This is a genomic window from Micromonospora sp. H33 (assembly GCF_052068455.1).
Lineage (GTDB): Bacteria > Actinomycetota > Actinomycetes > Mycobacteriales > Micromonosporaceae > Micromonospora.
This window is the reverse complement of record NZ_JBQHDE010000007.1, coordinates 72,907-92,557: the sequence shown is the minus strand read 5'-3', so window position 1 is coordinate 92,557 and position 19,651 is coordinate 72,907. Positions and strand designations below refer to the sequence as shown.

The 19,651-nt window shown below is 70.4% G+C and carries 16 protein-coding genes; 5 read left to right on the top strand and 11 right to left on the bottom strand.

The features are described 5' to 3' along the window. Nucleotides 1–165 precede the first annotated feature (165 nt). Nucleotides 166–2,754 carry a rifamycin-inactivating phosphotransferase gene (gene rph, locus ACTMS0_RS17600; protein ID WP_441156294.1) on the bottom strand — a complete coding sequence of 863 codons (2,589 nt, stop codon included), beginning with the start codon at nt 2,752–2,754 and terminating at the stop codon, nt 166–168. 354 nt (nt 2,755–3,108) lie between these two features. On the opposite strand from rph, the gene ACTMS0_RS17595 reads away from it, so the two are divergent. Beyond that, complete coding sequence (locus ACTMS0_RS17595) at nt 3,109–3,171, top strand: hypothetical protein (RefSeq protein WP_441156454.1); 63 nt, start codon at nt 3,109–3,111, stop codon at nt 3,169–3,171. A 34-nt stretch (nt 3,172–3,205) separates the two neighbouring features. Here the strand turns inward: ACTMS0_RS17595 and ACTMS0_RS17590 are convergent, their stop codons facing one another. The 8 genes from ACTMS0_RS17590 to ACTMS0_RS17555 all read right to left on the bottom strand — a co-directional run bounded on the left by ACTMS0_RS17590 (nt 3,206) and on the right by ACTMS0_RS17555 (nt 12,595). Then, complete coding sequence (locus ACTMS0_RS17590) at nt 3,206–4,846, bottom strand: DUF4127 family protein (protein ID WP_441156293.1); 1,641 nt, start codon at nt 4,844–4,846, stop codon at nt 3,206–3,208. Further along, a complete protein-coding gene (locus tag ACTMS0_RS17585) occupies nt 4,843–5,556 on the bottom strand; it encodes an N-acetylmannosamine-6-phosphate 2-epimerase (RefSeq protein WP_441156292.1) in 714 nt (237 codons plus the stop codon). Before ACTMS0_RS17585 ends, ACTMS0_RS17590 begins: the two co-directional genes overlap by 4 nt. Before the next feature lie 39 nt (nt 5,557–5,595). Further along, on the bottom strand, nt 5,596–6,495 hold the full coding sequence (locus ACTMS0_RS17580) for an ROK family protein (RefSeq protein ID WP_441156291.1): 900 nt from the start codon (nt 6,493–6,495) through the stop codon (nt 5,596–5,598). After that, on the bottom strand, nt 6,492–7,334 hold the full coding sequence (locus ACTMS0_RS17575) for a carbohydrate ABC transporter permease (RefSeq protein WP_441156290.1): 843 nt from the start codon (nt 7,332–7,334) through the stop codon (nt 6,492–6,494). Before ACTMS0_RS17575 ends, ACTMS0_RS17580 begins: the two co-directional genes overlap by 4 nt. Continuing rightward, a complete protein-coding gene (locus tag ACTMS0_RS17570; protein WP_441156289.1) occupies nt 7,324–8,271 on the bottom strand; it encodes a carbohydrate ABC transporter permease in 948 nt (315 codons plus the stop codon). Before ACTMS0_RS17570 ends, ACTMS0_RS17575 begins: the two co-directional genes overlap by 11 nt. 8 nt (nt 8,272–8,279) lie before the next feature. Then, nucleotides 8,280–9,560: an ABC transporter substrate-binding protein gene (locus tag ACTMS0_RS17565; RefSeq protein WP_441156288.1), complete on the bottom strand. Its 1,281-nt coding sequence runs from the start codon at nt 9,558–9,560 to the stop codon at nt 8,280–8,282. A 352-nt stretch (nt 9,561–9,912) separates the two neighbouring features. Next, nucleotides 9,913–11,508, bottom strand: a complete 1,596-nt coding sequence (locus tag ACTMS0_RS17560; RefSeq protein ID WP_441156287.1) for an FAD-dependent oxidoreductase — start codon at nt 11,506–11,508, stop codon at nt 9,913–9,915. 40 nt (nt 11,509–11,548) lie between these two features. Continuing rightward, nucleotides 11,549–12,595 (bottom strand): LacI family DNA-binding transcriptional regulator, encoded by a 1,047-nt coding sequence (locus tag ACTMS0_RS17555; RefSeq protein WP_441156286.1) that lies wholly within the window; start codon nt 12,593–12,595, stop codon nt 11,549–11,551. Nucleotides 12,596–13,070: 475 nt separating this feature from the next. On the opposite strand from ACTMS0_RS17555, the gene ACTMS0_RS17550 reads away from it, so the two are divergent. Continuing rightward, nucleotides 13,071–14,429 carry a hypothetical protein gene (locus ACTMS0_RS17550; RefSeq protein WP_441156285.1) on the top strand — a complete coding sequence of 453 codons (1,359 nt, stop codon included), beginning with the start codon at nt 13,071–13,073 and terminating at the stop codon, nt 14,427–14,429. A gap of 109 nt (nt 14,430–14,538) precedes the next feature. Here the strand turns inward: ACTMS0_RS17550 and ACTMS0_RS17545 are convergent, their stop codons facing one another. Together ACTMS0_RS17545 and ACTMS0_RS17540 are read right to left on the bottom strand one after the other, a co-directional pair. Further along, a complete protein-coding gene (locus ACTMS0_RS17545; protein WP_441156284.1) occupies nt 14,539–15,750 on the bottom strand; it encodes a low temperature requirement protein A in 1,212 nt (403 codons plus the stop codon). A gap of 216 nt (nt 15,751–15,966) precedes the next feature. Continuing rightward, nucleotides 15,967–17,358, bottom strand: coding sequence for a hypothetical protein (locus ACTMS0_RS17540; protein ID WP_441156283.1), 1,392 nt, complete (start codon nt 17,356–17,358; stop codon nt 15,967–15,969). Nucleotides 17,359–17,437: 79 nt separating this feature from the next. On the opposite strand from ACTMS0_RS17540, the gene ACTMS0_RS17535 reads away from it, so the two are divergent. From ACTMS0_RS17535 to ACTMS0_RS17525, 3 genes are all read left to right on the top strand, one after another. Beyond that, nucleotides 17,438–18,220, top strand: a complete 783-nt coding sequence (locus ACTMS0_RS17535) for an alpha/beta fold hydrolase (protein ID WP_441156282.1) — start codon at nt 17,438–17,440, stop codon at nt 18,218–18,220. Nucleotides 18,221–18,464: 244 nt separating this feature from the next. Continuing rightward, the gene (locus ACTMS0_RS17530; protein WP_441156281.1) at nt 18,465–18,992 is read left to right on the top strand and encodes an FUSC family protein; all 528 of its coding nucleotides are present in this window, start codon (nt 18,465–18,467) and stop codon (nt 18,990–18,992) included. Continuing rightward, entirely contained in the window at nt 18,932–19,651 is a 720-nt protein-coding gene (locus ACTMS0_RS17525) for a hypothetical protein (protein ID WP_441156280.1), read from the top strand. The genes ACTMS0_RS17530 and ACTMS0_RS17525 overlap by 61 nt, the downstream gene beginning before the upstream one ends.

Here is a 19,651-nt window from a genome sequence, read left to right as displayed (position 1 = left end):
ATTCCGCCGTCGGCAGATCTACACGCTGCATTTGGCAGAGTCGCTCGTCGCCGTTACGCGGTAGAAGCCGACCACGACAGACAGCCGGCGCGAGACGGTCGGTTGGTAACGGCGCACGTCCTGCAGCCAGCGCAAGCTACGAATGGGCCTTCCCGGTGTGGTTGGTCAAGGCAGGATCTCGACGTACCCGTCGGTTCCATGCACGCGGATCCGCTGCCCGTCCCGGATAAGCCGGGTGGCATCTACCACACCGACGACGGCCGGCAAGCCGTACTCCCGGGCGATCACTGCGCCATGGGTCATCAGGCCGCCCACCTCCGTCACCAGGCCGGTGATCGCGACGAACAGGGGCGACCAGCTGGGATCGGTGTAGGCCGTGACCAGGATGTCGCCCGCCTCGAGATCGGCCTCCGCCATGTCGAGGATGACGCGGGCCCTCCCCTCGATGGTCCCGGCGGAAACCGGTAAGCCGATCAGGGCACCGGCCGGCACGTCGTCGCGCCGGTACGCGCCGGCGACGGCCTCGCCGTCAGATGTGAGCACCCGGGGCGGCGTGAGCGCGTGGTACGACCGGAACGCGTCCTTGCGCTGCTGGATGAGCTGGTCATCCACTCTGTTCGAGCGCACAACGTCGTGGAGTTCCTGGAACGTGAGGTAGAAGATGTCTTCCTTCTCAGGGAGCACGTTGGCCTGCACGAGGCGCTCGGCCTCTTCCAGCAAGGCCTGCTTATAGACGAAGTAGCGGCTGACGATGCCGTACTTCGGGTACTCCCGGTAGCCGATGAAGGTCCGGACCCGGTCGATCATCCGCTTGGCCTCGTCGGCTTTCTGCTCTCCGTCCGGCAGGGCCCGCAAGCGTGAGAGCACGTCCTGTTCCTTCTTCTGCGCCTCCTGCCGCCCTCGCTCGAAGCGCCGCTCGGCGGCGCCCGTCTCGAAGTTCCTGACGTTGTCGAGGATCAGGGGCACGAGCGTGCTGGGGCGTTCGCTCCAGCGCGGCCTCGTGATGTCGATCTCGCCGACGCAGCGCATGCCGTATCGGTCGAGGTAGGTTTCGATGGCGTCGCGCGCTTCGGTCCCGCCCGCGAGCTTCGGCAGCTCGTCCAGGAAGCCCTCGTCCTCGACGCCCTGCAGGAACGCCACCACCTCCGGGTGCGGGCGGATCACGTCGGCGACGTCGAGCAGCGCCAGTCCCATCTCCGAGGTGACGTTGTTGGGGGCGGACAGTGTGAGCGTGTCGGCCGCGTTCTTCTCGCCCAGCCGCTCCTGCAGCTGGTCGTTGAGCCACCAGGTGGCCTCCATCCCCCCCATGATCGCCTGCATGCTCAGCGGATCGCTGAGGACTCGCTTGTGATCCTGGAATGCCTCCAGCAGGAAGTCGAACAGCGCCGGTCCGGTCTTCGTCCGGATGTCGCGCCGCAGGGCGGCGATGGACGCCTGGCTGCGCTCGATCAGCTCGGTGACGATGGCCGGATCGGTCTCGATCGGGGCGGACCCGCCGCTGGCCGGCGGCCCGCCGGGACCCGCGTCCGGGAGCGACGGGACGAAGTCGTCGCGGTCGAGGACGGTCTCCAGCGCGTCCCTGGTCAGCGGATCGGATCTCCCCGCGAGCTCCAGGAGGCCGGCGCGGCTCGTCGGCGAGGCCAGGCCCCGGGTGACGTCGACGAACAGCCTCCCGCCGGCCTCGTGCATCGGCGCCATGGCCGTCAGCTGCCACACGGAGACCCCCAGGGGCTTCATGGGGTCGGTCATCATCTGTTGGTGGCCGACTGAGACGTAGACGTGGTTCTCTGCGTCGCGGGCCGCGGGAATGGGGAACAGCGTGGTGATCGGCCGGCTCTGGACGATCCGGAAGCCGTCGTCGACCAGGCACCATTCGATGTCCTGCGGGCGGCCGAAGTGCGCTTCGATCCGCCGGCCGAGCTGCACGAGCCGCACGACCTGCGCGTCCGTCAGCGCCGGCTGCTCCTGCCGCTGCGGGTCGATCGCCACTTCCTGCGTACCGCCAGCCGGCAGGGCGTGAACGGCACGCTGCTTGGCGGCGATCGCCTTGGCGACGATCCGGCCGTCGCGCACCTTGTAGACGTCCGGGTTCACCAGGCCGGAGACCAGGGCCTCGCCGAGGCCGAAGCTGGCGTCCACGGTGGCGACCTTCCGGTTGCCCGTGACGGGGTCGGCCGTGAACAGGATGCCGGCCGCATGCGGGAAGACCATCTGCTGCACGACCACGGCCATGTGGACCGTACGGTGGTCGATGCCGTTGCGCTGGCGGTAGGTCACGGCCCGCTCGGTGAACAGCGACGCCCAGCACCGGCTGACGTGCTGGAGGATCGCCGCCGGCCCCACGACGTTGAGGTACGTGTCCTGCTGGCCGGCGAAGGAGGCCGTCGGCAGGTCCTCTGCCGTCGCGCTGGATCGGACGGCGTAGGCGGCTTGCTCGCCGAGCTGGGCGAGCGCGCGGGTGATCGCCGCTGTCAGATCGCCCGGGATGGCGATCCCTTCGATGGTCCGGCGGATCTCCGCGCTGAGCGTGCGGATCGCCTCCCGGTCGTCCGGGTTCAGGCGCGACAGCTGATCGAGCCGATCGTCGATCGACGGCGCTTCCGCCATGACCCGCCGGAAGGCGTCCGTCGTCACACAAAAGCCAGCCGGCACGCGGATGCCTTCGATCCGCGACAGCCCGCCCAGGTGCGCGCCCTTGCCGCCAACGACCGCGACCCGCATCTCGTCAACATCTTGAAGATCCAACACGTTCACCGCGTCCCCCATACGTCGACAACCACACAGGCACGTCGTGCCCCCATTTCCGCAGGTTGTGGCCTCGGCCGACGATTCTGCGCCACAACACGGGTCTTGCCGCAAGCCCCCCAGTGCACGTTAAGAGTGGCAAGGAGAGAGATCTCCTTGCCTTTGCCTTTTGCCGTCCGCTGGAACTGACAAGCTTCTCGCGAAGCGGCGGCGCGCCTCGTACGGCGGTACGCGTCGTTGGCCCAGGCGGATGTCCCATCGGCCTACGGATGCAGCCGCGGTCACGGATCACGCTGGCGCGAGTTCGTTTCGGCCTCCCACGTACCTACGGCAGCTGCGAGGGGCTGCGGCGGCAAGATCCCGGTGGCCCGCCTGGAGGTCCTGGCCTCGGCCCGGTACTGCGTACCGTGCCGGCAGCGTCGCTGACGCCGGGGGCAGCGTCCGCTGGGTGACCGTCCGGTCAGGACAGTCGTAGACGGGGCTCCAGGATCACCTCGAAGAGTCGGTCCCACGGCAGCTCGACCCGGGCCGACTCGAAGCGCGTCAGGGGCGCCGTGAACGTCTTCGCGCCCCGCCGGCCCAGCACGACGCGGTGCCCGGCGAAGTGGTCGGCGAAGTAACGCTCGGTCAGCGGCACCAGCCGGTCGCGTACCCAGCTGTCGAAGTAGCTCTTCTGCTCAGGGGAGAGCGCGAGTGGGTTCCAGCCCTGGGCACGAGCGTGCGCGTACGCCTCGACCTGCACCACGTTCTTCCACGCGTCGTCCTTGACGAACCGGTAGAGCAGGTACTCGGCGTGCGCCTGGGCGGGTCCGCGCAGCTCGGGCACGCCGTACCCGTTGCCCGCGGAGCGAAGGTGGGCCCAGCGCGCGGTGCCGTGACCCAGCGCCAGCCCGAGCGCGTTGCCCCCGGTGTTCCACCCCGAGTACGACAGCAGGGCCACCAGGTCCAGCCGGGCCTCCATCCGCGTGACGAGTTCGTGGTCCGCCTTGTTGACTATCAACGGGTCCACCACGATCACCGGGGTGCCGGCGGCCAGCAGTCCGCCGATCCGCCCGACGAAGGCATCCAGGTCGGTGGCCCGCTGCGCGGGCGCCGCCGAGGGGGTGTTCACGGCGAGCACGATGTCCGCGTCGCCGTCCACCATCCGTCCACCGACGGCGCTCACGTGTCGACGGATGTTCTCCGCGAACCGGATGCCCTCCAGTTGGGCGGTCCAGTCCTCGCCGGAGACACCGGCGTACTCGACCCGGTAGGTCGGCGTGGCGCCGACGGCGAGCACCCGTGCGACCAGCAGCACGTCGACCTCGTCGGCGCCGGGGAAGATCTCCACCCGGTCGCCGACGCCGAGCCGTGCCACCAGCGCCTCCAGTTCGACCCGCTCCGCCCGGGTCAGACCGACCGGTGCGGTGTCGTCCTCGGAGAGCACCAGATGGTCGATGGTGCCGTCGGCGACCCACTCGACCATCAGCCGGTTGACCTGGTGGTTGCGGGCCCGCGCGGCGAGGTAGTCCTCGACGACCTGGTCCGGGATCTGCGCCCGGACGGCGTCGAGCCGGGCCCGCAACTGCTCCTGCCCGAGGTTGGCCACCTGGTCGTGGAGCTTCGCCCACTCGACCAACAGGTCCCGGTACCTGTCCAGGTCGGTGCCGGTGCTGGTGATGGCCAGCCGCTGGATGGTGTCGTGCACCTCGATCACCGCCCCCGGCCGGGTCACGCGCAGGTTCCGGATCGCGGCCAGGTTCTCCAGTGCGGCGACGAGGGTCGGAGCGGCGGTGCGCGAGGCGATCAGGCCGCCGTAGGCGAGCATGCTGACCGAGATCACGTACCCGTCGACGCCGTCGGTGGCGCCGAGCCAGCGGGCGATGGCGCCGCCGTCGCCCGGGGTGAGGAAGCGGCCCAGCAGTTCCCGGGGCGGCAGTCGCACCTCGGCGCCGGCGCTCGCTGCGGTCATCTGCGGGCAGTAGGTGTTGACCGGCCGGTCGTCGAGGGGCACCAGCGCCACCGCTCGCTGCTGGTCACGTGGTGCGGCGGACGCCGGTCGACCGACGGTTGCGGCAGTCAACCCGGCGACGCCGGTGGCCAGGAGGGTCCGTCTCTTCATCTGCTCTCCCTGTTCTCCGGGGCGCCACCCGCGTGAGGGGTGGCCGGTACGAGCCGGCGGGTGATCCACAGCGGCGAGGTGACGGCGTTGCCCGTCACCACCGCATGGGCACCGACCTCGAAGGCCCGGCGGATCTGCTCGGTCGTGCGGTACCGCCCTTCGGCGAGCACCGGAACCGGTAACAGTGCGACGAGTCGCGCCACGAGCCCGAGGTCGGGCCCGTCGGACTGCGGGCTGGCCGAGGTGTAGCCGGACAGCGTGGTCGCGACGGCGTCCGCGCCCGCCTCGACGGCGGCGACGCCCTCCGCCGCGGTGGAGACGTCGGCGAGCACCAGTGCGTCGGTCCGCTCCCGGACCGCCCGGACCGTGTCGGCGAAGGTCCGGCCGTCCGGTCGCGGCCGGTCCGTGGCGTCGACCGCGACGATCTGCGCCCCGGCGAGCGCCACCTCGACCGCGTGGGCGGCCGTCGGGGTGATGAAGACGTCGTCCGTGCCGTACTTGTACAGCCCGATCACCGGCACGTCGACCACGGCGCGGACCGCCCGGACGTCGTCCGGTCCGTTGACCCGGACCGCGACCGCGCCGCCGCGTACCACCGACGCCGCGACCCGGGCCTGGACGTACGGGTCCCGCATCGGGTCGTCCGGCTCGTCGGGCAGCGGCTGGCAGGACACCACCAGCCCGCCGGCCAGGTCGTCGAGCACACTCACCACGTCCGGTCCCTCCCACTCGGGTCGCGCCGTCGCTGCTCACTCCTGTGTGTCCATGGCCAGTCGCGCCGCACCGACCACCACCGCGTCCGGGCCTAGCGCGGCGGGCCGCAGGGGCACGTCGGCCCAGCCCGCGGGCAGTTCAGCCGAGTAGGCGGCCGAGCCGGCGGGGAGCAGGCCTCCGGCCGCCCCGCCGGCGACCAGGACCGCCTGCGGATCGAGCAGGGCCACCAGCCCCGCCAGGGCCGTGCCGAGGGCAGTGCCGGCCCGGTCCAGCACCTGCCGCGCGACGATGTCGCCGGCAGCCGCCCGCTCCGCGACGGTCCGCCCGGTGAGCCGGGTGCCGGTCGCCAGGGCGTACGCGGCGGCCACGCCGGTGCCCGAGGCGATCGCCTCCAGGTGCCCGTACCGGCCACACCCGCAGCGCAGCCGCTGGGCACCCGGGGCCGGCAGGTGCGCGATCTCGCCGGCGGCGCCGCGGGCGCCGGCCTCGACCCGGCCGTCCCGGACGATGGCGGCACCCAGGCCGGTGCCGACGGCGACCAGCAGCACATCGCGGCAGTCCCGCGCGGCACCGACCCAGCATTCGCCCAGCGCGGCGGCGTTCACGTCGTTGGTGACCCGGACGGATCGACCCAGCCGCCCGGCCAGGGCGTCGACGACCGGGGTGCCGGTCCAGCCGGGCAGGCTGTCGGTGGCGTACCGGATCGTGCCGGTCGCCGGGTCGACCGTGCCGGCGGTGCCGACTCCGACCGGTCCGGGACCGGCCGCGTCGAGCAGGTCCGCGGCGAGCCGCGCGGCGGTGTCCAGGACGGCAGCGGGCCCGGACCGGGCGGGGGTGGGCACCTGACGGCGCTCGAGCACGTCCCCGCCCGGGCCGACCAACGCCGCGGCGGTCTTCGTGCCGCCGATGTCCAGGCCGACCACGGCTCCGGTCAACCCTTCAGACCGGTGTGTGCGAGGCCCTCGACGAACTGCTTCTGCGCGATGACGAAGACCACCAGCACCGGCAGCGCGGTCATCGACGCCGCGGCGAGCTGCACGTCCCACATCGGGCCGCCGTACGCGTCGACGAACTGGGTGAGCGCCTGCGGCAGGGTGAACTTCTCCGGCGAGGAGAGGAACACGATCGGCTCCAGGTAGAGGTTCCAGCTGTGCAGGAAGGTGAAGATGGCGACCGCGCCCAGTGCGGGCCGCGACAGCGGCAGGGCGATCTTCCAGAAGGTGGCGAAACGGCCGAGCCCGTCGACCCGGGCCGCCTCCTCCAGTTCGCCGGGGAGGCTGATGAAGAACTGCCGCATGATGAAGGTCGCCAGCACACTCGGCGCGCCGAGGATCGGCACCAGGATCAGCGGCCAGTGGGTGTTGACCAGGCCGAGGTTGAAGAACATCTGGAACAGCGGGACGATCGTCACCTCGCTCGGGATGAGCAGGCCGGCGAGGACGACCAGGAACAGCACGTTCTGCCCGCGGAACCGGATCCGCGCGAAGGCGTACCCGGCCAGGGCCGACACCGCCAGCGTGCCGACGGTGACCAGCAGGGCGATGTAGAGGCTGTTGAGGTACTGCTGGCCGAACGGCTGCAACTCGAACACTCGCTGGTAGGCGTCGAGCCGCGGGTTGACCGGCAGCAGTTGCGGCGGGAAGGCGAAGATGTCCGCCACCGGCTTCAGCGACGAGGTGACCATCCACCAGGTCGGGAAGACGAACGGGATTGCCAGGATCAGCAGCACCCCGTAGAGCACCAGCTTGGTCCGCGGCGAGAGTTCACGACTCATGGAAGACCCACCTCTTGCGCATCTGCCACTGCAGCACGGTGAGCGCGAGCACGATGACGAACAGCAGGATCGACAGCGTGGCGCCGTAGCCGAAGTGATGGAACTGGAAGGCCTGCTGGTAGAGGTAGTAGACGAGCACCGTGGTCGAGGTGCCCGGACCGCCCTGGGTGAGCACCGCGATCTGCGCGAAGACCTGGAGCGAGCCGACCACGGTGATGATCGAGGTGAGCAGGATCGTCGGGCTGATCAGCGGTACGGTGATCCGCCAGAACTGGCGCATCCGGCTGGCGCCATCCACCTCCGCGGCCTCGTACAGCTCGCCGGGCACGCCCTGGAGGGCGGCGAGGAACAGCACCATGTTCAGGCCGACGTTCTTGAAGACCTGCACGACGATGACCGACAGCATCGCGGTGCCCTCGCCGCGCAGCCAGTTCGGCCCGTCCACCCCGATCGTGTCGAGCAGGCCGTTGACGCCGCCGTTGTCCTGAAGCAGGAAGCCCCACACGATGGTCCAGGCCACCAGCGACACGACGACGGGGGAGAAGAACAGGGTGCGGAACACGATCGTCCCGCGCAGCTTCTGGTGGAGCAGGACCGCGAGGAGCAACGCCAGGGCGAGGTTGAACGCCACCAGGCCGACGGAGAACAGACCGGTGGCCCGCAGCACCGAGCCGAGGTTGGGGTCGTCCGCCAGGGCCGCGTAGTTGTCGGCGCCGACGAACTCGAACGTGCCGGCGAGCACGTTCCACTCGTGGAGGCTGTACCAGACGACGAGAACCAGCGGCAGGATCACGAACACCGCGCTGCCGACCAGTTGCGGCGCGATGAAGAGGTAACCGGCGAGGTGGTCGCGGCGGCGGCTGGTCCAGAACGGCCGCGCCGGGCCCAGGGCGGGCCGGGCCTCGACCGGGCCCACCCTGGTGTCCGTACGGGTCATCGGTTTCCTTACTTCGCCAGCAGCGGCTGGATCTTGGCGCAGACCCCGTCCAGGACGGCCTTGACGTCCGCGTCCGGCTTCCACAGCGGGTCCAGCCCGGCGCGGACCTGCTGGCTGATCTCGGCCTGACCGGAGTGGCTCGGCTTGACGACGCCGTTGGTGATGCCGTCGATGACGACCTTCTGCAACTGCTCCGGCTTGAGCTTCGGGTTCGTCTTGGCCAGCGTCTCCGCGGTCAGCTGGGACTGGCGCGGCGGCGGGAAGAACTGGGCCAGCTTGGCCGAGTTGGTGGGGTTGGTCAGGAACGCGAGGAAGTCGGCCGCGGCGTCGGCGTGCCGGCTCTTCTTCATCACGCCGATGCCGGCCTGCCCGACCACTGAGTACGGTCCCTTCGGACCGGCCGGCAGGGGGACCAGGTCCCAGGCGAAGCCGTCGTCCTTCAGCAGGGAGGCCCGGGAGATCTGGGTGATCGTCATGGCGGCGTCACCGGCGAAGAAGTCCGCAGTCGTGCCCGGGCCGGGCAGCGCCTTCGTGGTGAAGATCGCCTTGTGCAGGGTGGTCATCGCGTCGACCATCTCCGGGCTCGCGAAGCCGCAGGTCCGGCCGTCCTCGCTCCAGGCCTGGGCACCCCATCCCGTCCAGAAGGTGGACAGGTTGTCCCAGCCCTTGTAGTCGAAGTCGCGGATGACCAGACCTGCCTTGCCGGTGGCGGCCTGGGTGGCGCCGGCGGCGGCCAGCGCGGCGTCCCAGGTCCACTGCCCGGCGGTGATCAGCTCGGCCGGGGTCTTCTGGCCGGCCTGCTTCAGCAGGTCGGTGTTGACGAAGACACCGAACGGCGAGGTGGAGAACGGGTACGCGAACAGCTTCCCGTCGTTCTGCCAGAGCCTCAGCGTGGCCGGGGAGATGTCGTCGTACTGGTAGCCCTCGGCCTTCTTGAGGATGTCGTCCAGCGGCAGCAGCGCGCCCGAGGCGACGAAGTCGGGGGCGGAGTTCTCGAACACCCACGCCAGGTCGGGTGCGTTGCCGCCGGCGATCTGCGTGGTCAGCGTGGTGGTGTAGTTCTCGAACGGCAGCGGATCGAACTTGATCTCCGCGACGTCGGGGTGGTTCTTCCGGTACTCGTCGGCGATCTCGTTGAACAGCTTCAGATGCGCCTCGTTGGCCGACCAGACGGTCACCCGGAGGCTGGCCGGGCCGGTGTCCTCCGCCTCGCCGCCACCACAGGCGGACAGGACCAGGGCGCCGACGAGGGTCGCGGCGACAACGCGTATCGACTTTCCGGATTTCACAATGTCTCTCCTCATCGGGGTTGCAAACTGTTGCTGGTGGAGTAAGCGTTCGTACAGCGTGGATGCGCTTCTGTGGTATGGTGGCCGGCGCCGCTCGGGCGAGAGCCAAGCCCGTTCGGTTCCTGCGGCGGCAGGCTAAACGCGCCCTGATGATCGGTACCGGGAGTGCCTCGGGAACCGGGCCCGCACGGGTCGAACGGACGTGGAGACCAGGTAAGACCAGGGCTTTTCCTGGCGCGGGTCGGTGAAGCGTCAACCTCGCACCGCGCCAGCGGGTCAGACGAGGAGCGTTCCGCCGTAAGGCGGAACTGTGGATGCGTGGGCATACTCATGCTCACTCACTCGCAACGGTTCAGTAGCCCGCGATCTGCGGCCAGCGTCGTTCCACGCCGCTGGCCGAGACGCGGTCGGTGAATTCGGCCAGCAGGCGGGGGGTGCCGCGGACCGCGCGCGGGGACTCGCCCCGCGCCAGACAGAAGTCGGCGAGCAGACCGGCGACCTCGCCGACGTTCCACTCGACCGGGTGCAGCCGGTAGCTGCCGTTGGTGATGTGCGTGGTGCCGATGTTCTTGCCGGCGGGCAGCAGGTTCTCCATCCGCTGCGGGATCAGCGCGCCGAGCGGGACCTCGAAGGGGCAGGAGCCCACGTCGATGTAGTTGTCGCCACCGGTCGACGGGTGCAGGTCGATGCGGTACATCCCCACGCCGACCGAGTCGGGGTACTGGACGGCGCCGTGGTGCCCGCGCACCGCCAGTGACAGATCTTGTTCCACGACCGTGTACTCGGCCCGGATGCGGCGCGACTCCCGGACGTACGGCGCCTGGGCGAGGCCGTCGCGGCTGCCGGTCACGTCACCGCGCAGCCGCAGCCCGGGGAAGCCGGCGCCGCCGTCCGGCCGGGGCGCCTCCGTCTGCAGCCAGTACAGCACCGAGTACGACAGCTCCCGGGCCTTGGCCAGGTGCCACGACGCGTTCGGCACGTCGATGACCGGGCTCTCGAAGTAGTCGATCATCGGCCAGTTCACCAGCGTGATGTCGCTGCCGTACGACCCGTCGGTGAAGTTGCGCCGGGCGGCGATCCGGCGGAACGTCCACAGGTTGCCGTCGCCGGGGTTGACGCGCTGGTCGGCGTTCACGCTCAACGGGTCGTCGTCCGGGTTGGGGGTGAAGCTGCGCTCGACGATCTCCAGCGTGCGGGGGTGCGGCGACCGCCAGGACAGCAGCCGGTCACCCCAGAAGTCGGGCTTGTAGTCCCGCCAGAAGTCGTAGCCCGCCGGGCGGTCGATGGTGTGATCGCCGTCGACGTGGTCGATCGCGAAGCAGACCGAGACGGCCTGCATGTTCATCGGCTGCGCCTCGGCCGGTGCACTCGGTTCCCCGGTCTGCGCCTGCGACTCGAACCCGGTGACGTACTCGGTGCCGGTCAGCGGCAGCAGCTCACCGGTCTCGGTGGCGTCCAGAATGTACGGCGCGGTGACGTCGATCCGGTCGTCGCGGTCCCGGTGGGCCAGCGTGACGCCGGTTACCCGGTCCCCGTCCGTCTCCGCGGCGATCGGCCGGTACGGCTGGAGCACGGTCAACCGGCCGGCGCCGCGGTACGGGGCGAGCATCTGCTCGAGGACGGCGACGGCCACCCGAGGCTCGTGGCAGATCCGGCTCACCCAGCCGGCACCCGGGTTGAGGTCAGTCCAGGCGCGGGAGCGCTCGGTCAGCGGGTAGTAGCGGCGGTAGTAGTCGCGGATGCCCGTGCGCAGGGCCCGGTAGCTGGCGGTGAGGCCGAACTGCTCGATCCAGGAGTGCTCGTCCGGCGGGACGGCCTGGCTGGTGAGCTGCCCGCCGAGCCAGTCGAACTCCTCGGTCAGGATGACGGACCGGCCCGCCCGGGCCGCGGCGAGCGCGGCGGCCACGCCGCCCAGTCCGCCCCCGACGACGAGGACGTCCGCACGCATCTGTACCACTTGCTTCCTTCCAGTTGCGCGGCCGGCCGCCTCAGCGGCGGTCGACCGCCGGATCGGGGGTGCCGAGGGTGTCGCCCTCGACGAGTTCGCAGGGGAGGAGTCGTTGCTGCACGCCGGCGGCGCTGCCGTCGATGACGCCCCGCAACACCTCGACCGCCTGCCGGCCCATCTCCTCGCGGGGGATGCGGAACCCGGTGAACGCGATGTCGGTGGGGACCGGCACCGTCGGGTCGCCGAGGGTCAGGATCGAGAGGCCACCCGGCACCGTCAGCCCGCGCCGCCGGGTGGCCGACTCGAGCGCCACGGCGGTGGCGAAGTCCTCCACGAGGGCGACGGTCGTCCCCTCGGCGAGCAGGTCGTCGAGGACCGTGTCGGCGTCCCGGGCCGTCGCGGTCAGCTGGCGGGCGCTCTCCGCGGCCGACGCGGAGGCGTCGAACCCGCGGCGGCGGTCCTCGGAGGACTCGGCGGTGGCGCCCATGCTCAGGTAGGCCAGGCGCCGGTGGCCGCGGCGCAGCGCCAGCTCGACGAGCCGGCTCACCGCCGTGGCGTAGTCCGCGCCGACGTAGGGCACCGGCCCGCCGGCGTCGTCGCGACGGCCCACGGCGACGTACGGGTACCCGTCGCGGTTGAGCCGCTGCAGTTCCGCGGCGTCGATCTCGCGCCCGAGCAGGATGCACCCGTCGGCCAGGCGCAGCCGGTTGTCCTGGTGGAAGATACGTCGCCGGCCCTCGACCACGGGTGCGCTGGTGAACAGCAGCAGGTCGCAGCCGACCCGCTCGGCGTACTCCTCGATGCCGAGCAGGAAGGGGTGGAAGAAGTCGCGGCTGCCACTGGGGAAGGCGGGCTCGTACGTGAAGACGCCGATGATCCGGTTGAACCGCGAGGCGAGTCGGCGGGCGACCGGGTCGGCGGCGTACCCGGTCTCGGCAATCGCCCGCAGCACCCGGTCGCGGGTCTCCGGAGCGATCCGGACCTCGGCGTCGACCCGGTTGTTGAGCACCAGGGACACTGTCGCCTGACTGACACCCGCCAAGCGGGCGATGTCACGCTGAGTGACGCGTCTGGGGGGAGCGGTCACGACGAGTCCTTCCGGTGCGGCTAATGCGTATTAGCGCTCGGCGTTGGCAAGGAGCCTGGTGTGCGCTCCTGCCTGTGTCAAGAGTGTGACCCGAGATTTCGATCAGATGAAGTCCCTGAAGTAATGCGCATTAGCGGGACGCGGCGGGTGCTCGACCGTCCTGTCCGGTCGGCCGGCGCGGGCGCGCCGGGTGGCGGTCATGGTGAACGGTGCCACCCTCTTGACAGGACCGCGTCCGACCGCGCAACATTCGAGAAACATAGATGCTAATACGTATTAGCACCGTGGCCGGTCGGACCGCCGACGGTCGAGTCCTCGCGCACTCTTACTCAGCGTCACCTCATCCTGATCGGCGACGCGCGGGGGAGCGACCCTCTGGGGGTCCCGACTGCCGGCGTCGTGCGCCCGGGACCGGCCCCGGCCGTCCTATCAGGACGGCGCAGCGTTCGACCGATCCGACCGAAGGGGAAGACGCATGACGAGAGCACCTGCCTCATCACCCCGCCGCGCCGCCACGGCGGCCGCCGGCGCCGGCCTGCTCGTCGCCACCCTGGCCGGCGCCGCGCCGGCCACCGCCGACCCGGCTTTCGACTTCCCGCAGTTCACGTACGCGGGCACCGCCTTCGACAAGAGCACCCTCGACTACAACCCGACGAACGAGTTCATCTTCCCGAGCGTCATCCGGGCCGCCGACTACTTCCCCAACCCGCTGGGCACCTACTACATGTACTACGCCCCGCACGAGCGACCCGGCGGGATCGCCCTCGCGTACGCCGACTCGATCGACGGCCCCTGGACCGAGTACCAGGCCAACCCCCTGATCAGCAACACCTGGCTGCCGCACTACCCGACGGTCAGCCACGTGTCCTCCCCGCACGCGGTCTGGGTGGAGGGCGAGCGCAAACTGTTCCTCTACTACCACGGCGAAAACTCGATCACCCGCTACGCCACCTCCGACGACGGCATCCACTTCAGCTACGGCGGGACAGCGGTCACCCGGGATGAGACGACCGGCGGCGAGACCTCGTACGCCCGCGTGTTCGAGCAGTCGGTGCCGCGCCTGGGAACCCGCTACCTGATGGTCTTCATGGACAACCCCACGGCGGCGCTGCCCGGACCGACCGGCCCGGTGTCCCGCCGGATCCGCTGGGCGGTGTCCAACGACGCGCGGACGTGGACCATCCAGCCCGAACCGATCGTGACCCCGCAGGGCATCGAGGGTCCCAACGCGTCCGGGCCGTTCTTCCTGCGCTGGAACGGCCGCAACCTGGTGATCTTCCATGCTGCCGACGGCAACATGCACGCCGTCGACGTGGGGGAGAACTTCGACCAGGAGATCCACCTCGGCATGGTGCACGACTCGATGAGCGCCGCACCCGACTCGGGCCGGTCGGCCGCACCGACGTTCTACTTCGACGGCCGCACCGTGCACATGTACTACGAGGCCGGAGGGCGGGTCACCGCGACGATCGGCCACGCGGTGGCCACCCTGGCCGAGCCGGTGCCGGAGCGGCAGCTGGACTGTTCGGTGGACCGGCCGGTCCTGTGGCCGCCGAACCACGAACTGGTCGACGTGGCCGTGACCGTGGACCTGCGCGACGGCGTGCTCGGCCCGAACGCGTTCACCCTCACCGGCGTGACCGGCGGCGACGCCGCGGACGTCAGCGACTTCACCGCGGGCGCACCCGACACCGCCGGCAAGCTCCGGGCGGAACGGGCCGGCAACGGCGGGGACCGGGTCTACACGCTGACGTACGCCGGCCACGATGAGATTGGCCGGCCGGTCGGATGCACCGTCACCGTCACGGTCCCGCACGACCAGGGCGTGGAGTAGACCGACGTCGGGCGGCACTCCGCTCGGGGTGCCGCCCGACCGGCTCAGCCGGGTGCCGACGGCGCGGACCCCGCCGCAGCTCTGGCCCGGATCGTCGCCGTCCACCGCGTCAGTGCGCCGGGGACGGCGCCTCCGGCGGGCGACCGGCGGCGTGGGATGCGTCGGCGAGGGCAACGCCCAGCAGCACGAGCGCGGCCGCGACCGCGGCGGCCAGCGGTGTGGCGAGATACAGCGGCACGGCCATGACCGCCAGGACCGCGATGGCCACGATCCGCCGGATCGAGAGCCGGTCGAACACGACGCGCTCCAGGCGGATGCGGCCGTAGAGGAACAGCGCCGGGCCGCCGAGGATCACCGCCAACCACACCGGCTCGGGCCGGTCGGTGGGATGCTTGAGCAGGATCTCGTAGCCGACGGCGGTGGCGACGATGCCGATCACCATGACGACGTGGGCGATCCCGGTGGCGCGGCCGGCGGCCAGCCGGTCCCCGGAAGCGGCGACGGCGTCGGCGAGGACCTGCCCGGAGCGGTAGAAGTAGATGCGCCAGAGCAGCACCGTCGACAGGTACGCCACCACCAGCGCCACCGACGTCGCCGGTGTGATCGACCGGTCGGTGAAGGCGATACCCACGGCCAGCACAGTCTCCCCGAGGGCGATCATCAGGAGCTGCTGGTAGCGCTCGGGCAGGTGGTGGCCGCTGTCCATGGCCCACGCGTTGACCCGTGGCCGGGGCATGCCCGACACCGGCCAGCGCAGCTGCGCGGCCACGATGTCTACCGTCACCGCGACCGCCCATACGGCAGCGCGGGCGTCGCCGCTGACCGCCGCGCCCGCGAACCAGATCCCCGCCGTCAGCGTGCACCACAGCACCGACCGGCGGTAGAGGCCGCGCAGGACGTGCCCGCGCACGCTCGGCAAGAGGATCAGCGGTCGGACGCAGTGCAGGATCACGTACGGCAGCACGAACGCCCAGCCGCGGCCGACGAACGCGTACGGCAGCGACGAGGCCATGATCAGAAGTCCGAACGCGCTAGCCAGCACGATCCCCTGGATCTTGCGGCGACGGGGGTCGAACCAGCTGGTGATGTGCGCTGTGGTGATCCACAGCCAGACCAGCGGCAGCGCGAGCACCAGTAGGTAGGCCAGCGATCGCCAGCGGACGAACGGGTCGTCGGCGGTGATGTCCTGCACGACCCGGCTGACGACCCCGGCCAGGGCGAACACCAGCACCAGGTCGACGAACAGTTCTAGGAAGTTCGCCTGGCGCACGTCCTCGCGGCGTTCCAGCAGGTCCCGCCCGCCGCCTCCCCGAAGCCCCATGCCGCCCATGCTCACCCCCCACAACGCCCGCACGGCGCCGAGTGGACGTCGTCCACCCGGAAGAAGCCCGGTCCGGGCGGTTACACGATGGCGGGCCTGGGCCAACCGGCTGGGCACGGCCGTCTATCTCCCATTCGGCCGAAAAGGGCATGAGACGTGCCTCGGGATCCGCCATGCCGTCGGCGGGCGGGTGTTATCGCAGCGACGGGACCGCCTTCAGCCTTGCATTTTCACCGCAGGGTAGCGATGGCGATGCTGCGCGAAGAATTTGTCGAACTCCCTCAACGGGAGTGGCTCGGGGATCGGGTGCCGGGCGGGTATGGCGCGCAGCGCCGACTGGTAGCGGAAGAACGTCGCGAGGTCGCTCGGGTACCGACCCGGCTCTACTCCCGCGAACGATCCCGCCACTCGAGCATGCTGTAGCACCGCTTGCCACTGGTCGACGGTTGCGAGTCCCGCGGATTCCACGCCGTGGCAGAACAGCATGAGATGGATGAAGTCGTAAGCGTTCGACTGATGGAGATAGTGTGTTAGCGCCTCAGCTGACCGCTGGACGGGGAATGTGCTCCAGTAAGGCACGCAACCGGTCCGCAGAGTCCACCAGGGGTCGATGAGGATGAATGACTCCACCAGCAGTCGATCGGTCGGCAGGCCGCGGCGGCGGTTCCACCAGCGATACAGGTCGGCGACGAGTGGGCTGAGGTCCTCGGGGTCGTCGAAGGTCAGTCGCCGTACCTGATAGCCGTGCCGGCGCGCGAACGCGATCGCGTCGTCCCGTAGCGCCGGGTCGAACCCCCACTCCGCCTCAGGACTGTCGCCGTCGGGCCGCGGCGCCTCCCACCGTGTCCGCTCGACTCCGTAACGGCGTAGGTAGGCGGCTATTCGGGGATCGCCCTGGTGGTACTGCGACGGCTGCAGCCCGCCGAGGGCACCGAACTGGAAGACGTGTCGCTCCCCGACCCTGGTGGTGGGCCATCGCCGGTTGCACTCGGCGAGCAGGAGGACGCCGCCGGGCTCGAGCGTGTCGGTCAGGAATCGTTCGTACGCGGGTCCAAGGCGGGTGCGTTTCACTCGGAAGTAGGCCATCCGCCGCGACGTCAACCGATCCTGGTTCGGGTCATGCATGTGGTGAAGCGCGAAGTGGGGGTTGCGAGTCAACAGGGCACGCGCGGTGGCGTCGAAGGCGTGTACGGCTCGCATCGGGTCATCAGTGGGCACATGCCGTTGACGCAGCGGGAGCAGAAGCGTCTGGGGCAACCACGCGATACCGAGGGCCGCGCACAAGTGCACGAGCGCCCCGCTGGAGGAGCCGACAATGACCGCCGGATACCGGCGCCGCGGATAGAGTCCGACGATCGCGGCGGCGACGTCCTCGATGTCGAGGGCTGCCAGCCGCGCCGCCGGCCGTGCCTCGGCTCCGCTGGCCAGGCTGTAGATCGTCTCTCGCACCCGGACCGGGAGCCGGTTGGCGGCGACCGCGAGTGGATGCAGGAGGTGGCCGGCTGGCGTGCCCAACGGTGGGGTGTCGCGGTCATGCAGGAAACGGGCAGTTGCCATGACCATGGCCGAAGCGGAGTCGAACGCCGCCACCTCGCGGGGTAGTTTCATCTCACCTCCCGCAGGCGGTTACCCCGGAAGTCGTCCGGTACGCCCGGTTCCGTCCGCGGCTGTCGGGTACACCCGAGCTATGCAGAAGAAGGCCCAACGGTACGCGCCGCCGTCTCCCACGGATGTGACGACCTCGTACCACGACGGTCCGCTTGGCCGGATGCGCAGCCGGGCGGTCGGCGAGCCGCGGTCCGATGCGCCCGAGCTGGTGCTCGTCCAGGGCATGGGAGTGGCCGACTACCTCATGCCAGGCCTCGGCGCCCTCGGCGAATGGACCCGTGCGCACCTGGTCGAGTTACCTGGCTTCGCGGGTAGCGGTGATCCGCCGCACGAGCTGACCGTGGCTCAGTTCGGTGAGGCGGTCGCGGACTGGCTTGCCGCCCGGCGACTTGGTCCGGTGGTGCTCGCCGGCCATTCCAGCGGAACCCAGGTTGCCGCGCAGGCGGCGGTGGGCCACCCCGATGTGCATCGTGTCGTCCTCGCCAGCCCCACGATTGATCCCGTCGCTCGGAGCCCGCTGCGCCTGTTCATTCGCTGGCGACTGGACGGGCGCCGGGAGCCACCGGGGTTGACCGAGTCACACCGCCCCGAGTGGAAGCGGGCGGGCCTCCGCCGCATGCTGCACCTCGCACGCGCACATCTCGACCACTCGATCGAGGAACCCGTGGCCCGTTTCACGGTTCCGCTGCTGGTCATCCGCGGGCGCGACGACCTGATCAGTACGGCCCGGTGGGGCCGTCAGCTGGCGGCTCTACCGTCCACCGGCGAGTACGTCGAAGTCGCCGGCGCCCACACTTTCCCGTGGCTGGACCCGAAGGCGTGGTCCGAACCGATACGTTGCTTCGCCACCCGGCTCGACTGAATGTCATCGGCCCCCTGAACCGTGAGCGGCGTCTGCCGTCATCGTGCGTGCGCTCATCGGTGCGGAGGCAGGGGTTGGCCTGGTGGGGGCGGGGTACCCCAGAACGTCCCCGACTCCCTCTACAACACCGACCTGGGGTCGCTGCTGCGCGACAACCGGGCGGCACTGGAGCGGGCGTGGCACGCAAGCTCGTCGGTCAGTTCGACACGAGGCAGGAGATAGGCATCGCATGGGGAGATCGGATGTGCGCGGCCAGCGGGACACCGACGATGAGGGGCGCCGCATCGAGGCCTCCCTGCAGAGGTGGCGGCAGCTGAGCGCCACCACCGGTCAGATCCGCATCCGGCAGTTGCGGATCTATTCCATCCTTGCCCTCCAGGCAGGGCTCGCCGCAGCACTGGCCTGGTGGTTTGCCCGAGAGGTGCTGGGTAACGAGGAGCCGACCTTCGCGCCCATCACCGCCGTCGGCATCGTCGCGGCGTCGGTTGGTGAGCGGGTTCGCCGGTCACTCACCGTACTGGCCGGGGTGGCGATCGGCATCGCGGCCGGAGACGTGCTGCTCATGGTGCTCGGCACAGGGCCCTGGCAGACCGGCCTGATCGTCACACTCGCGGTGATCGTCGCCGTCGCCCTGACCGGACGGGGCGTGCTGCTGACCCAGGCCGGCGGAACTGCAGTCCTCATCGCCACGCTCTCGCCTCCGCACCGGACGTGGAATTCTCCCAGCTCATCAACGCGGCGGTCGGGGGTGCGGTTGGTCTCGTCGTGGTGATACTGCTGCTACCACTCAACCCGCTTCGGATCCTGGACAGGACCGCCGTGCCGGTGTTCGAGGAACTCCACGAACAATTGGAGACGACGGCACACGCCCTGGCGCAGCGTGATCAGCGAAGCGCCCAACGAGCCCTCGACCGCCTCCGCAGCATCTCCGAGGATCTGGGCCGGTTCGCCGAAGCGCTCAAGGGCGCCGGCGAGGTCGTGACCCTGGCGCCAGTGCGGTGGCACCGACGCCATGCCCTCGCTCGTTACCGAGAAGCTTCCGATCATCTGCTGCGCACACTCGGAAACAGCCGCGGCCTCATGCGGCGGGCGGTGAGCGTGATCGAGGACGACGAGCCGATTCCGGACAGCCTGCCCGCGGCGGTCGCGGGCCTCGCCGAGGCCGTGCAGACCCTACACGTCGAGCTGCGCAGCGGCAGCGACCTCGAAGACACTCGTCGGCGGGCGTTGCGTGCCGTCCAGAATGCCGCCAGGGCCGCCGCTGAAGGTACCCACCTGTCCGGCACCGTCGTGGTGGCGCAGGTTCGTACCGCCGCAAGTGACCTGCTGCGCGCCACCGGCCTGGAGCGCACACACGCCAACCACCTCGTCCGCCACACCGCTGATGAGACCGCTCGGTCGGTGCGCCGGGCCGGCGAAGCCGGGGCCTAA

Coding starts and splice junctions, on each gene's coding strand:
- ACTMS0_RS17590 (WP_441156293.1), bottom strand. CDS start 4,846: ATGAAGAGACGGACCCTCCTGGCCACCGGCGTCGCCGGGTTGACTGCC.
- ACTMS0_RS17575 (WP_441156290.1), bottom strand. CDS start 7,334: ATGAGTCGTGAACTCTCGCCGCGGACCAAGCTGGTGCTCTACGGGGTG.
- ACTMS0_RS17570 (WP_441156289.1), bottom strand. CDS start 8,271: ATGACCCGTACGGACACCAGGGTGGGCCCGGTCGAGGCCCGGCCCGCC.
- ACTMS0_RS17560 (WP_441156287.1), bottom strand. CDS start 11,508: ATGCGTGCGGACGTCCTCGTCGTCGGGGGCGGACTGGGCGGCGTGGCC.
- ACTMS0_RS17550 (WP_441156285.1), top strand. CDS start 13,071: ATGACGAGAGCACCTGCCTCATCACCCCGCCGCGCCGCCACGGCGGCC.
- ACTMS0_RS17545 (WP_441156284.1), bottom strand. CDS start 15,750: ATGGGGCTTCGGGGAGGCGGCGGGCGGGACCTGCTGGAACGCCGCGAG.
- ACTMS0_RS17540 (WP_441156283.1), bottom strand. CDS start 17,358: ATGAAACTACCCCGCGAGGTGGCGGCGTTCGACTCCGCTTCGGCCATG.
- ACTMS0_RS17535 (WP_441156282.1), top strand. CDS start 17,438: ATGCAGAAGAAGGCCCAACGGTACGCGCCGCCGTCTCCCACGGATGTG.